Origin of the sequence: Streptomyces sp. NPDC001137 (assembly GCF_040298885.1) — a bacterium.
Classification (GTDB): domain Bacteria; phylum Actinomycetota; class Actinomycetes; order Streptomycetales; family Streptomycetaceae; genus Streptomyces.
In genome coordinates this window covers 65,313-78,597 of sequence record NZ_JBEPBA010000010.1, presented here as the reverse complement: position 1 = coordinate 78,597, position 13,285 = coordinate 65,313, and the positions used below count along the sequence as shown (strand labels likewise).

The following is a 13,285-nucleotide window of genomic DNA, read 5'->3' as shown; positions in this document are numbered from 1 at the left end:
CGCGGCGGGCCATTGAGGACAGCACTGACCTCAATGGCGCGGCGGGCCATTGAGGACAGCACCTGACCTCAATGGCCCGTAGCTTCGTCGGTGTCAGGCAGGGGGACGGACTCCCTGCCACCGGCGAAAGGCGGCGGTCATGGTCACGCACGTACCGGCAGAGGCGCAGGGCGACGAGCGCGGGGCGCTGCTCTCGTTCATCGAGGAGCAGCGGGGCGGCATCCGGCGCGCGCTGCTCGGGCTGACCGAGGAGCAGGCGGCGAGCAGGCCCAGTGCCAGCGAGCTGTCCCTCTCCGGTCTGCTCAAGCATGTCGCCGAGGTCGAGCAGGGCTGGATCGCCCGGGCCAAGCAGGAGTCGCCGGCCGTCAAGCGGGACGAGACCAACTGGCACGAGACCTTCCGGCTCGTCGACGGCGAGACCGTCGAGTCGCAGCTCGCGTACTGGGAGAAGGTCGCCGCCGAGACGGAGGCGTACATCCGCTCGGTGCCGAGCCTCGACGACACCTTCCCGCTCCCCGACAAGCCCTGGTTCCCGCCGGAGGGCCGGGTCTCGGTGCGCTGGCTCTGTCTGCACCTGATCCGCGAGACGGCCCGGCACGCGGGCCACGCGGACATCATCCGTGAGTCCCTCGACGGGAAGACGGCGTTCGAACTGGTCGCTCTGGAGCAAGCGGGCTGAGTCCTTGACCATAAGCTGGGCGGCATGTCCGCGATCCGTCTTCTCGTGCTCGGCGCGGTCCGCCAGCACGGGCGGGCCCACGGTTACCAGGTGCGGGGCGACCTGGAGTACTGGGGCGCGCACGAGTGGTCCAACGCCAAGCCCGGCTCGATCTACCACGCGCTCAAACAGATGGCGAAGCAAGGGCTGCTGCACGCGCACGAGATCGCGCCGTCCACGGCCGGCGGCCCGCCGCGCACGGAGTACGAGATCACCGACTGGGGCACCGAGGAGTACTTCCGGCTGCTGCGCGAGGCGCTGACCTCGTACGACCAGAAAATGGACGTCAAGTCGGCGTCGATCGGCTTCATCGTCGACCTGCCGCGCGCCGAGGCGGTGGCGCTCCTGAAGGAGCGGATCCGGCGGATCGAGGAGTGGCGCGGGACCGTCACCGAGCACTACATCCCTCAGGACGGCCCCGAACAGCTCGGCCACATCGGCGAGATCATGAACCTCTGGGTCCACACGGCCGATGCCGAGGCCGAGTGGACCCAGGGGCTGATCGCGCGGATCGAGGGCGGGGCGTACACGTTCGCGGGCGAGGGCGCACCGTTCGTCGGCATCCTCGCCGAGGGTGAGGAGAACCCGTATGCGACGGGGGAGCGGCATCCGGAGGACGACCGCTAATCAAGTTTGACCAATGGGTCCGGCGGCGTTACGTTCGATGGGTAGTCAAGTTTGACTAGAGAGGGAGCTGCAGTGGCTGACGCGGCGATCACCGTCAACGGGGCGCGCAAGAAGTACGGCGGGAAACACGCACTGGACGGGCTCGACCTCACGGTCGCCCGCACCACCGTCCACGGAGTTCTGGGCCCGAACGGCGCGGGCAAGACGACCCTGGTCCGGATCCTGTCCACCCTGCTGCGGCCCGACGCGGGCCGGATCGAGGTGGCCGGGCACGACGTCGTGACCGAGGCCCGGGCCGTGCGGCTGCGCATCGGCCTGCTCGGCCAGCACGCGGCCCTCGACGAGGAGCTCGGCGGCCGCCAGAACCTGGAGATGTTCGGCCGCCTGTACCACCTCGGCGCCCGCCACGCGCGCGTGCGTGCCGACGAGCTCCTGGAACGCTTCGGCCTCGCCGACGCCGGTCGCAAGCCGGTGCGCGCCTACAGCGGCGGCATGCGGCGCCGCCTCGACCTGGCCGCCGCCCTGATCCGGGATCCGGACGTGCTGTTCCTGGACGAGCCGACGACCGGCCTCGACCCCCGGGGCCGCGCCGAAGTGTGGGCCGCGGTCCGCTCCCTGGTCGGCGGCGGCACGACGGTCCTGCTCACCACCCAGTACCTGGAAGAGGCCGACCAGCTCGCCGACCGCATCTCGGTCGTCGACGCCGGCCGGGTGATCGCCGACGGCACGGCGGACGAGCTCAAGGCCGCCGCCGGCGCCGACCGCATCGACGTCGTCCTGCGCGACGCGGGCCAACTGGGCGCCGCGGTCGCCCTGTTGCCCGTCCCGAAGGCCGAGATCTCGGTCGACCCCGACCGCCGTCTGCTCAGCGCCCCGGTGACGGACCGCATGGCGGCGCTCTCCGGTGTCGTACGCGCCCTGGAGGAGGCCGGCGTCGAGGCGGAGGACATCGCCCTGCGCCGCCCGACGCTGGACGAGGTGTTCCTGCACCTCACCGGCGGCCACCGAGTGAAGGAGGCGGCGTGAGCGCCTACGCCCTGACCGACTCCTGGACCATGACCCGCCGCGAACTCGCCCGCTGGGCACGGCAGCCGGGCCGCCTCGTCGTCGGACTGGTCTTCCCGGTGATGCTGCTGCTGATGTTCGCCTACCTGATCGGCGGCGGCCGGGGTGTGACCGGCCAGTACCGCGACTACCTGGTGCCGGGCATGCTCGCGCTCACCATGGCCTTCGGCCTGGAGGGCACGATGCTCGCCGTCACCCAGGACCTCGAGAAGGGGGTGATCGACCGATTCCGCTCGCTGCCGATGGCCAACGGTGCGGTCCTGGTGGGTCGTTCGGCGGCGGACATGCTCCAGTCGGCGCTGGGGCTGGCGATCCTGATCGGCGTCGGGTACGCGCTCGGCTGGCGGGTGCACGGCTCGCCGGCCGCGTTCCTGGGCGCCGTAGGCCTGTTGCTGCTGCTCCGCTTCGCCATGCTGTGGATCGGCATTCACCTGGCGATGGTCGCCGGGAAGCCGGAGCTGGTGCAGGCCGTGCAGATCCTGGTCTGGCCGGTGGGCTTCCTGTCCAACGCCCTCGCCACCCCGAAGTCCATGCCCGACTGGCTGGGCGCGGTCGTCGAGTGGAACCCGATGTCCCAGACCGCGACGGCCGTACGGGACCTGCTGGGCGGCCCCGGCGGGGAGCCGGGGCACGTGTGGGCGGCCGTCGTATGGCCCTTGGGACTGCTCGCGCTGTTCTTTCCGCCGGCGGTGCGGAGGTTCGCGCGCCTGAGCCGCTAGCGGTCTAGTGATGGAAGCCGGTGGCCGCCTCCTTGTCCCTGGTCAAGGGGTGCGGCTGCCGGCGCAGTTCCGGCAGGAGACGGGTCAGGTCCTCCATGAACAGGTCGGCGAGGTCGGTGGAGAAGCCGTTGCGGCACACCACCCGCAGCACGGACAGGTCCTCCCGGTTCGGCGGGAAGGTGTACGCGGGCAGCAGCCAGCCGCTCTCGCGCATCCGCCGGGACACGTCGAAGACGTCGTACGACTCCACGCCCGGCGCGGTGGTGAAGGCGAAGACGGGCAGCTCGTCACCCCTGGTCAGGAGGCGGAAGTCGTCGAGCGCCGCGACCCGTTCGGCGATGCCCGTGGCCACGTCACGCGTGGTCTGCTGCACGGCCCGGTAGCCCTCACGCCCCAGCCGCAGGAACGTGTAGTACTGCGCGACCACCTGCGCGCCCGGACGCGAGAAGTTGAGGGCGAAGGTCGGCATGTCGCCGCCCAGGTAGTTGACGCGGAAGACGAGCTCCTCGGGCAGCGCCTCCTTGTCGCGCCACAGCGCCCAGCCGACGCCCGGGTAGACCAGCCCGTACTTGTGCCCCGAGGTGTTGATGGACGCCACGCGCGGGAGGCGGAAGTCCCACACCAGGTCCTCGTCGAGGAAGGGCGCGACCATGCCGCCGGACGCCCCGTCCACATGGACCGGGATGTCCAGTCCCGTGCGCTCCTGGAGGGCGTCGAGCGCCGCGCACAGGTCCGCGATGGGCTCGTACGAGCCGTCGAAGGTGGAGCCGAGGATGCCGACGACCCCGATGGTGTTCTCGTCACAGAGGGCGGCCGCGGCCTCCGGATCGAGATGGAAGCGCTCGCCCTCCATGGGGACCAGACGGGGCTCGACCTCCCAGAAGTTGCAGAACTTGTCCCAGCAGACCTGGACGTTGACGCCCATGACGAGGTTGGGGCGGGCCCCCGGGGCGGGGTTCCGCCTGCTCCAGCGGCGCTTGAGCGCCATTCCGGCGAGCATGCACGCCTCGCTCGACCCGGTCGTCGAACAGCCCACCGCCGCCGACGGATCCGGCGCGTTCCACAGGTCGGCGAGCATCGCCACACAGCGCCGCTCCAGCTCGGCGGTGCGCGGGTACTCGTCCTTGTCGATCATGTTCTTGTCGCGGCACTCCGCCATCAGGACGCCGGCCTGCGGCTCCATCCAGGTGGTGACGAAAGTGGCGAGATTCAGCCGCGAGTTGCCGTCCAGCATCAGCTCGTCGTGCACCAGCTGGTACGCCGTCATCGGCGGCAGCGGGGCGTCCGGCAGCCGGTGCTTGGGCGGCGCCTCGGTCATGCCGCCGACCGGATTGGCCTCCCCGAAGAAAGGGTTGACCGATCCCGGGCGCTCGTCGGGCTTCTGGGAACCTTTGTGGAGCGGCATGGACGTCTCCTCGTGTCATCTCGGGAACGGGTGCCGGCGGACCGGAGTTCCACCGCCCGCGCGGTCGCATCCGGAATGCCCGGGACGCCTACGGTGACACCGGGCGCCGGGTGAACGGCCGGTAAGAGGACGAACAGCGGGCCCGCGCCCACGCCCACGACGAGAGCGGCGCCACAGCCCACCATAAGCGGGCAGAACGGACGCAACATCCGGAGGGGATCCGCCCAGGAATCCGGCTTGCACCTCACGTGGCGTGAGGGCTCACCGTGGAGTGCGTACCGAGAAAGGAGCGGACGAAGTGAGCCACTCGGCAGGACAGGACGGCTACTCCGTGGGACAGGTCGCGGGCTTCGCCGGCGTCACGGTGCGCACGCTGCACCACTACGACGACATCGGCCTGCTCGTCCCGAGCGAGCGCAGCCACGCGGGCCACCGGCGCTACAGCGAGGCCGACCTCGACCGGCTGCAGCAGATCATGTTCTACCGCGAGCTCGGCTTCCCGCTCGACGAGGTCGCCGCCCTGCTCGACGACCCGGCCGCGGACCCGCGCGCGCACCTGCGCCGCCAGCACGAGCTGCTGACCGCCCGGATCGAGAAGCTGCAGAAGATGGCGGCGGCCGTGGAGCACGCCATGGAGGCACGCAAGATGGGCATCAATCTCACGCCCGAGGAGCGCTTCGAGGTGTTCGGGGACAAGGACCCCGAGCAGTACCGCGAGGAGACGGAGGCGCGCTGGGGCAACACGGAGGCGTTCGCGGAGTCGCAGCGCCGAGCCGCCACGTACACCAAGGAGGACTGGAAGCGCATCCAGGCCGAGGTCGACGACTGGGGCCGGCGGTACGCCGAGCTGGTGGCCGCCGGGGAGCAGCCCACCGGGCAGGCCGCCATGGACCTGGCCGAGGAGCACCGGCAGCACATCACCAGGTACTACTTCGAGGTCCCGTACGAGATGCACCGCTGCTTCGGGCAGATGTACGTCTCCGACGAGCGGTTCAAGGCGTTCTACGACTCCATGCACCCTGGCCTCGCGCAGCACCTCAGGGACGCCATCGAGGCGAACGCGTCCCGTCGCACCTCGTAGCCCTCCCGGCCCGGGGGACCGCTCCCGGGCCGGGAGACCTCACAGCTTTGTGCCAGCCGGCGCACAGTGCATCCTGGAGACACCGGTGGAACCTGGGGCGGACACCTTGCGTTGATAGCTTTGGGCGCCCACACAAGGACGCCGTACCTTCCTCCACCCCTTCAGGAGCCCGGAACCGTGACGACGCTTGCCCTCGGCCCGAGCTGGCTGGATCCGAACTACCTCCTCGACACGTTCGGCATCTGGGGCCTGCTCCTCGTCGTCTTCGCGGAGTCCGGCCTGCTCATCGGCTTCTTCCTGCCGGGCGACTCGCTGCTGTTCACCTGCGGTCTGCTGATCACGACCAACCAGCTGAACTTCCCGCTCTGGGCCGCCATCCCCCTGATCTGCGTCGCCGCGGTCCTGGGCGACCAGGCGGGCTACATGTTCGGCAAGAAGGTCGGCCCGTCGCTCTTCAACCGCCCGGACTCCCGCCTGTTCAAGCAGGAGAACGTGGTCAAGGCCCACGAGTTCTTCGAGAAGTACGGCCCGAAATCCCTGGTCCTGGCCCGCTTCGTGCCCGTCGTGCGCACGTTCACGCCGATCATCGCGGGCGTCAGCGGCATGAAGTACCGCTCGTTCGTGGTCTTCAACGTCATCGGCGGCGTCCTGTGGGGCGCCGGCGTCACCCTGCTCGGCTCCTGGCTCGGCAAGATCGAGTTCGTCCACAAGAACATCGAAGCGATCCTCATCCTGATCGTCCTCGTCTCGGTGATCCCGATCATCATCGAGTTCCTGCGCGCCCGCTCCAAGGCGAAGAAGACCCCCGAGGCACCGGCTCCGGCCCAGCACCAGCAGCCCCCCGTCATGGACGACGCGACGACCCGACTCCGCCGCATCCCCCCGACCGACGACCAGGGCTACCACCAGCAGTACCAGCAGCAGCCGCAACAGCAGCAGCCGTACTACCCGGACCAGCAGTACCCGGACCAGCAGTACCCGTACCAGCAGGACGCGTACGGCAACCAGCAGTACCCCTACAACCAGCAGTACTGAAGCGCCCCATAGGGGCGCGGGGAAGTGCGCGAGAAACCACGACGTACCTGCACTCGCGTGGAACAGAACGCACCGAGCTATTAGGCGCTCAGAATCCCCGCGTCCGCTTCGCAGCCCGCCGCCCCGCCGCAGAGGCCCCGCCGGGAACCCGCAGGAACAGCCGCGAGATCTCCGACCCCAGGTTGACGCCGATGGCGATGGCCATGGCCAAGGAGGCAGCCGTGGCCAAGGACACCAACCCCTTGTCCACCTCGTTCTGCGCGATCGACAGCAACCCGAAATAAGTGGCCGACCCTGGCAACAGGGGCCCGATCGCCGCCGTCGTGTACGGCAACGCGGAGGCGAACCGGTACCGCGACAACAACTGCCCGAACAGCCCCACCAGCCCGGCAGCAACGGCGGTGGAGGCAACGGGCGACAACCCGCCGGGATAGTGCAGCGCGCCGTACACACACCACGCGACGCCCCCGTTCAGCGTCACCCACAGCACGGTGGACCGCTCCTGCTGCAACAACACGGCGAAGGTCAGCGAGAGCAGCATCGACGCCCCGATCTGCCACCCCGGCCGTTCGGCGATGCGCAGGGCCGCGTCGGGGTTGAGCTTGGCGCCCAGGTTCACCCCGAAATACAGCACCACCAGCACACCCACGACGATGCCGACGAACAGATACATGACCTCGAGGAGCCGCGCCGACGCGGTGATGTAGAACCCGGTCAGCCCGTCCTGCACGCCCGCCACCAGCGCCCGCCCCGGCAGCAGCGCGAACAGCCCACCAGTGATCACCGCGGACGCCTTGACGTCGACCCCGGCCACGGTCAGCGCGACCCCGATGGCCGCGGGCGGCATCGCGGCCACCGTGAACTGGTAGAACTCCGGCAGCCCGCGCCCCGCGCACAGCCAGGCCAAACGGTCGCCGAGCATCGCGCCCAGCATGGCCGCGATGAAGACGATCCAGTCACCGCCGACGAGCACGGAGGCCGCCCCGGCGAGCAGCCCACTCGCCCCGGTCAGCACCCACCCCGGATACGGGTGCCGGTTGCGGCGGATCTCGGCGAGCCGCCGGTAGGCCTCCTCCAGCGAGATGGTGGTCTCCGGGTCGCTGAGGTCGTCCACCAGCTGGAACACGGCCGCCAGCCGCGTGTAGTCGGTGGCCCGGCGGCGCACCGTCCGTGACGCCGTCACGGGGTCGTCGACCAGGGACGGCTGGTACGAGATCGACAGCAGGGTGAAGGTGACGTTCGGCTCGCAGCGGTCGAGGCCGTAGGACCGGCAGACCGCGAACATCGCGGCCTCCACGTCCTCCGCGCCCTCGCCGCCCGCCAGCAGCAACTCGCCGATACGCAGGGTCAGGTCGAGGACGCGCGGGACGGCCGGACCGCCCTCCTCCGCCTTCGGCCCCGGCTCGGGTGCCGGCCGCTCGGCCACCGGCATCCGCAGCATCGTGCGCATCCGGTCCTGCCAGGGCACGTCCTTGGTGAGGCTGACCACCGGTATGCCGGTCGCCGGGGTGAAGGCGGCCGGGGCCTGGCGGGCGCTGTAGGTGTTCGGCGTGCTGAACGCCGACCCCTCGGGCTCGGCGCCGGGCTGCTGCGGGACGTCCAGGCCGTCGGGGACGGCGAACTCGGAGGTGGTCTCCGGTTCGACGACGACTCTGGGGGCGGCGAAGCCCGCCGGAATGGCGAACTCCGAGGTGATCTCGGGATCGAACGTGCCCCTGGCCTCGTCCGACTGCGGCTTGCGGTCTTCCGCCTCCGTCACTTGAGTAACGCTCCCTGTACGACGCGTGCAGCTACGCCAGTATGCGCACAGAAACACGAACGGGCCGCACGCGTGCGCGTACGGCCCGTTGGACGACTCAGACCTCAGTGGCCGCCCTGCTCCTTGAACCGCTTGTAGGAGCGCTCGATCTCGACCTCGGCGTCGACCCGGCCCACCCAGTTGGCGCCCTCGACGGACTTGCCGGGCTCCAGGTCCTTGTAGACCTCGAAGAAGTGCTGGATCTCCAGACGGTCGAACTCCGACACGTGGTGGATGTCACGCAGGTGCTCGACGCGCGGGTCCGTCGCCGGGACGCACAGCAGCTTGTCGTCGCCGCCGGCCTCGTCCGTCATCCGGAACATGCCGATCGCACGGCACTTGATCAGACAGCCCGGGAAGGTCGGCTCGTCAAGAATGACCAGCGCGTCCAGCGGGTCGCCGTCCTCGCCGAGGGTGTTCTCGACGAAGCCGTAGTCGGTCGGGTAGGCGGTCGAGGTGAAGAGTCGACGGTCCAGGCGGATCCGACCGGTCTCGTGGTCCACCTCGTACTTGTTCCGCGAACCCTTCGGGATCTCGATCGTGACGTCGAACTCCACCGGTGGCTCCTCCATGATCAACACATAGTTCTGGTGGTTAAGTGTCCCTCACGCAGGTGTGTGATCGCGAAAGGGGCTGGTGTTCGTGCCAGAGCTGAGGCCGTGGCGGGCGGCGAGGCCGCATGTGGCGCGGGCCGCGAACGCCGTACGACCGCGTCTGGCACGGGCCGCCCGGGCCGTGCGCCCGAAGCTGGAACGAGCCGCGGCATCTACGAAACCGCAGCTCGCACGGGTACGGCCCACCCGCATCAGGTGGCCGAAGACCGTCAGGACCTGGCAGTACACCGCGGGCGCCGCCACCGCCGGTGTGACGCTGGCCGTCGCCGTGGCGACCGCCGCCGGCCCCTGGGACTCCACCGGTCAGCGTACGGCCGAGGCGGACCGTGCAGCCGCCCTGGACCGAACGGGTGGCGCAGATCACGGACGTAATCCCGATACGCCCGATTCGGCGGCCGGCGGCCCGCGCCCCGCCCCCAGCGCCGCATCCGTCCTGACCGGCCTGGGCGGCGCCATGAGCACCGTCAAGTCGGCCCCCACCGGTCCGGCCCTCTCCGCCGTCCTGGGCCCCCTGCTGGGGGACGCGGCGCTCGGCACCCGGCACACCGCCGCGGTCGTCGACGTCGCCACCGGCAAGCGCCTCTACGGCACCGGCGCCGACACCGCCCTGACCCCCGCCTCCGTGACGAAGATCGCCACGGCGGTCGCCGCGCTGTCGACGCTGGGCGCCGACCACCGTCTGACCACCCGCACGGCCCTGGAACCCGACACCAAGGAACTCGTCCTGGTCGGCGGCGGCGACCCGACCCTGACGGCGCACAAGGACGCCCAGGGCTGGGCGAGCCTGCGGGACCTGGCCGACAGGACGGCGGCGGTTCTCAAGAAACGCGGGATCAAGGAGGTCACGCTCTCCTACGACACGACCCTGTACGCCGGGCCCGAACTCCACCCCATCGGCGTGAACGTCAACCTCGCCCCCGTGAGCGCCCTGATGGCCGACGAGGGCCGCACGGACGACTCGACCAGCGGCCCCGTCCAGCGAGTGACGGACCCGGCGGCGGACGCGGCCCGCACGTTCGGCTCGTTCCTCGAGGACCACGGCATCAGGACCACGTCGCCCGGCCCCTCCAAGGCGACGACCCGCGCCGAGAACCTCGCCGCCGTGTCCTCGCCCCCGCTCTCGTCCCTGGTCGAGCGCATGCTGACCAACAGCGACAACGACATCGCGGAGGCCCTGGCCCGCCAGACGGCCGCCGCAGCGGGGAAGCCCGCCGGCTTCGACGGCGGCGCGTCCGCGATCGCCGGCGCACTGAGGAAGCTGGGACTCCCCCTCAAGGGCGCCGAGTTCCACGACGGCAGCGGCCTCGACCGGGACGACAGGCTCACCGCCGACCTGCTCACCGCCCTGCTGGTGAAGGCCGGCGACCCCGCCCACCCCGAACTCCGCCCGGTCCTGACGGGCCTTCCGGTGGCCGGCTTCACCGGCACCCTGACCAGCCGCTACACGGGCGGCGCGGCAGGAGTCGTACGAGCGAAGACAGGCACCCTGACCGGTGTGAACACCCTGGCCGGCACGGTCGTGGACCAGGACGGCCGGCTCCTGGCGTTCGCCTTCCTGGCCTCGAACACCACGAACCCCCTGGAAGCCCAGTCGGCGCTGGACCGCACGGCTACGGCACTGGCGGCCTGCGGCTGCAGTTAGGCCCTGTCGTTCGATCAGCTCGGCGTCGCGGGCCCTGGCACGCCCTCCCCCACGGCGCAGTCCCCTACGGCCGACCTGATCCGAACGACAGAGCCTGGCCGTTGCGCACGGCCGCGGGCACGGGTGCCGCCCTCCGCGGCCTGCCCCAAGTGGGAGCGCTCACGTACCGTTGACGCATGACGAGCATCGGTGGTGCCGAGATGGTCGACTGGAATCTCGCGGTGGCGACCGCGACCCGGCTCGTGCGGCCGGGCCCCGACGTGAGCCGTGACGAGGCCCGGGCCGTCGTCGCGGAACTGCGCCGGCATGCCAAGGCCTCGGAGGAACACGTCCGGGGCTTCACTCGTATGGGCACGGAGGAGACCCACGACACCCCGATCCTGGTCGTCGACCGCCCCGGCTGGGTCCGGGCGAACGTCGCAGGCTTCCGGGAGATCCTCAAGCCGCTGCTGGAGAAGATGCAGGAGCGGCGCGGCAACACCCCCGGCGGCGCGGTCCTCGGCGCGGTCGGCGGCAAGGTCACCGGCGTCGAGCTGGGCATGCTGCTGTCGTTCCTGGCCTCCCGCGTGCTGGGCCAGTACGAGACCTTCGCCCCGGCCACCCGCGAACTTCCCGCGGGGGAGAACGGCGGCGGCCGGCTCCTGCTCGTCGCCCCCAACATCGTGCACGTGGAGCGCGAACTCGACGTACAGCCCCACGACTTCCGCCTCTGGGTCTGTCTGCACGAGGAGACGCACCGCACCCAGTTCAGCGCCGTACCGTGGCTGCGCGACCACCTGGAGGGCGAAATCCAGTCTTTCTTGGGGGAGACCGATGTCGACCCCATGACCGTCCTCGAACGCATCCGGGAGGCCGCCCAGTCGCTCGCGGGCGGACGCCCCGAGGGCGAGGAGGAGGACGGCGGGCGGTCCTTCGTCGAGATCGTGCAGACCCCGGCGCAGCGCGAGATCCTCGGCCGCCTCACCGCCGTGATGTCGCTCCTGGAGGGCCACGCCGACTTCGTGATGGACGGCGTGGGTCCGGACGTCGTGCCGTCCGTCTCCGAGATCCGCGAGAAGTTCCAGCAGCGGCGCGCGAAGGGCGCCTCCCGGCTGGACATGGCCCTGCGCAAGCTGCTGGGTCTGGATGCCAAACTCAGGCAGTACCGCGACGGCGAACGCTTCGTGCGGGCGGTTGTGGACCAGGTCGGCATGGACGGCTTCAACCGTGTGTGGACCTCCCCCAACACCCTGCCCACCAAGGCGGAGATCGCCAAACCGGCGGACTGGGTCGCGCGGGTGCACCGCAAGAGTGAGTCGTGAACCCCGTGGGAAGGTCGTGAAACGAATTCGGCCGACGGCAGGCGAACGCCCCTCCAATCACCCGTCCGAGGGACCGTGAGCCATGGGTAGGCGTGCGATGCTCGGGGAACGGCCCGGTTCTGTCACCATCTACACACTCTGAGTGACCGACTCCGGGCTCACCCCCCGAAAACTTCATGAAGGGAACCGGACATGGGTCCCCATCCTGCGGTCGCGGCGATACGCCTGGCGGTCCGCCGCGTCCTCCACGACATCCTCAACGACCACCGGACCACTGCCGAGCCCCCAGGGCTCCCGGAACAGGCTCCGCACGAGCGCCTTTCCCCGCCGCTCGTGCTCGTGGCGTGCTCCGGCGGCGCCGACTCCATGGCCCTCGCCTCCGCCCTCGCCTTCGAGGCCCCCAAACTCGGCATCCGGGCCGGCGGCGTCACCGTCGACCACGGGCTGCAGCCCGGCTCCGACCTGCGCGCCGAGGAAGTCGCCCTGCGGCTGCGCGAACTGGGCCTGGACCCGGTGGACTCCGTCGCCGTGACCGTGGGCCGCGAAGGCGGCCCCGAAGCCGCCGCCCGCGACGCGAGGTACGCCGCACTCGACGCCGCGGCCGTCCGCCACGGCGCCGCCGCGATCCTGCTCGGCCACACCCGCGACGACCAGGCCGAAACCGTGCTGCTCGGCCTCGCCCGCGGCTCGGGCATCCGCTCCCTGTCCGGAATGGCCGCGGTCTCGGGGGCCGACGGCCGTTACCGCCGCCCCTTCCTCCAGCTCGACCGGCAGACCGCCCGCAAGGCCTGCATGGTCCAGTCGCTCCCCGTCTGGGACGACCCCCACAACGCGGATCCCGCGTACACCCGCTCCCGGCTGCGCCACGAGGGCCTGCCCGCCCTCGAGAAGGCGCTCGGCAAGGGCGTCGTCGAGGCCCTCGCCCGCACCGCCCAGCTCTCCCGCGACGACGCCGACGCCCTCGACGCCTGGGCCGGCCAGGCCGCGGCCTCCGTACGCGACGCCGCGGGCCTCCTGGAGTGCGCCAAGCTCTACGCCCTGCCGCCCGCCGTGCGCCGTCGCGTCCTGCGCCGCGCGGCCATCGATGCCGGGGCTCCCGCCGGTTCGCTGTTCGCCCGCCACATCGAGGAAGTCGACCGGCTGATCACCGGCTGGCGCGGCCAGGGAGCCATCAATCTCCCGGGCAAAGTCGTCGCCCAGCGCCAGGGTGGCAGACTGGTGATTCGGCAAGGCTGAAACCTTGCCCCCCTTTGGGGGGTGATGGGCGGCCGGTGGGACGA

General features: G+C 70.8%; 12 protein-coding genes. 9 read left to right on the top strand and 3 right to left on the bottom strand.

What is annotated here, in order from left to right:
- Positions 1–139 precede the first annotated feature (139 nt).
- The 4 genes from ABT254_RS21260 to ABT254_RS21245 all read left to right on the top strand — a co-directional run bounded on the left by ABT254_RS21260 (position 140) and on the right by ABT254_RS21245 (position 3,129).
- Positions 140–679, top strand: a complete 540-nt coding sequence (locus ABT254_RS21260; protein WP_351472217.1) for a DinB family protein — start codon at positions 140–142, stop codon at positions 677–679.
- A 24-nt stretch (positions 680–703) separates the two neighbouring features.
- Positions 704–1,345 carry a PadR family transcriptional regulator gene (locus tag ABT254_RS21255; RefSeq protein WP_351472214.1) on the top strand — a complete coding sequence of 214 codons (642 nt, stop codon included), beginning with the start codon at positions 704–706 and terminating at the stop codon, positions 1,343–1,345.
- Positions 1,346–1,417: 72 nt separating this feature from the next.
- Positions 1,418–2,371 (top strand): ATP-binding cassette domain-containing protein, encoded by a 954-nt coding sequence (locus ABT254_RS21250; RefSeq protein ID WP_351472211.1) that lies wholly within the window; start codon positions 1,418–1,420, stop codon positions 2,369–2,371.
- A complete protein-coding gene (locus ABT254_RS21245) occupies positions 2,368–3,129 on the top strand; it encodes an ABC transporter permease (protein ID WP_351472208.1) in 762 nt (253 codons plus the stop codon). Before ABT254_RS21250 ends, ABT254_RS21245 begins: the two co-directional genes overlap by 4 nt.
- 4 nt (positions 3,130–3,133) lie before the next feature.
- On the opposite strand, the gene gad is transcribed toward ABT254_RS21245, so the two are convergent.
- A complete protein-coding gene (gene gad, locus ABT254_RS21240; protein WP_351472205.1) occupies positions 3,134–4,534 on the bottom strand; it encodes a glutamate decarboxylase in 1,401 nt (466 codons plus the stop codon).
- Positions 4,535–4,832: 298 nt separating this feature from the next.
- On the opposite strand from gad, the gene ABT254_RS21235 reads away from it, so the two are divergent.
- Both ABT254_RS21235 and ABT254_RS21230 read left to right on the top strand, forming a co-directional pair.
- Positions 4,833–5,615: a MerR family transcriptional regulator gene (locus ABT254_RS21235; RefSeq protein ID WP_351472203.1), complete on the top strand. Its 783-nt coding sequence runs from the start codon at positions 4,833–4,835 to the stop codon at positions 5,613–5,615.
- A 177-nt stretch (positions 5,616–5,792) separates the two neighbouring features.
- Positions 5,793–6,650 (top strand): DedA family protein, encoded by an 858-nt coding sequence (locus ABT254_RS21230; RefSeq protein WP_351472200.1) that lies wholly within the window; start codon positions 5,793–5,795, stop codon positions 6,648–6,650.
- A gap of 88 nt (positions 6,651–6,738) precedes the next feature.
- On the opposite strand, the gene ABT254_RS21225 is transcribed toward ABT254_RS21230, so the two are convergent.
- Positions 6,739–8,409 carry a threonine/serine exporter family protein gene (locus ABT254_RS21225; RefSeq protein WP_351472197.1) on the bottom strand — a complete coding sequence of 557 codons (1,671 nt, stop codon included), beginning with the start codon at positions 8,407–8,409 and terminating at the stop codon, positions 6,739–6,741.
- A 104-nt stretch (positions 8,410–8,513) separates the two neighbouring features.
- A complete protein-coding gene (locus ABT254_RS21220; RefSeq protein WP_115906709.1) occupies positions 8,514–9,005 on the bottom strand; it encodes an inorganic diphosphatase in 492 nt (163 codons plus the stop codon).
- 79 nt (positions 9,006–9,084) lie between these two features.
- On the opposite strand from ABT254_RS21220, the gene dacB reads away from it, so the two are divergent.
- The 3 genes from dacB (at position 9,085) to tilS (ending at position 13,241) form a co-directional block, all read left to right on the top strand.
- Positions 9,085–10,704, top strand: a complete 1,620-nt coding sequence (dacB, locus tag ABT254_RS21215) for a D-alanyl-D-alanine carboxypeptidase/D-alanyl-D-alanine endopeptidase (RefSeq protein ID WP_351472194.1) — start codon at positions 9,085–9,087, stop codon at positions 10,702–10,704.
- 176 nt (positions 10,705–10,880) lie between these two features.
- Entirely contained in the window at positions 10,881–12,005 is a 1,125-nt protein-coding gene (locus ABT254_RS21210; RefSeq protein WP_351472191.1) for an Rv3626c family coenzyme F420 biosynthesis-associated protein, read from the top strand.
- A 192-nt stretch (positions 12,006–12,197) separates the two neighbouring features.
- Positions 12,198–13,241, top strand: a complete 1,044-nt coding sequence (gene tilS / locus ABT254_RS21205; protein WP_351472189.1) for a tRNA lysidine(34) synthetase TilS — start codon at positions 12,198–12,200, stop codon at positions 13,239–13,241.
- Positions 13,242–13,285: the final 44 nt, after the last annotated feature.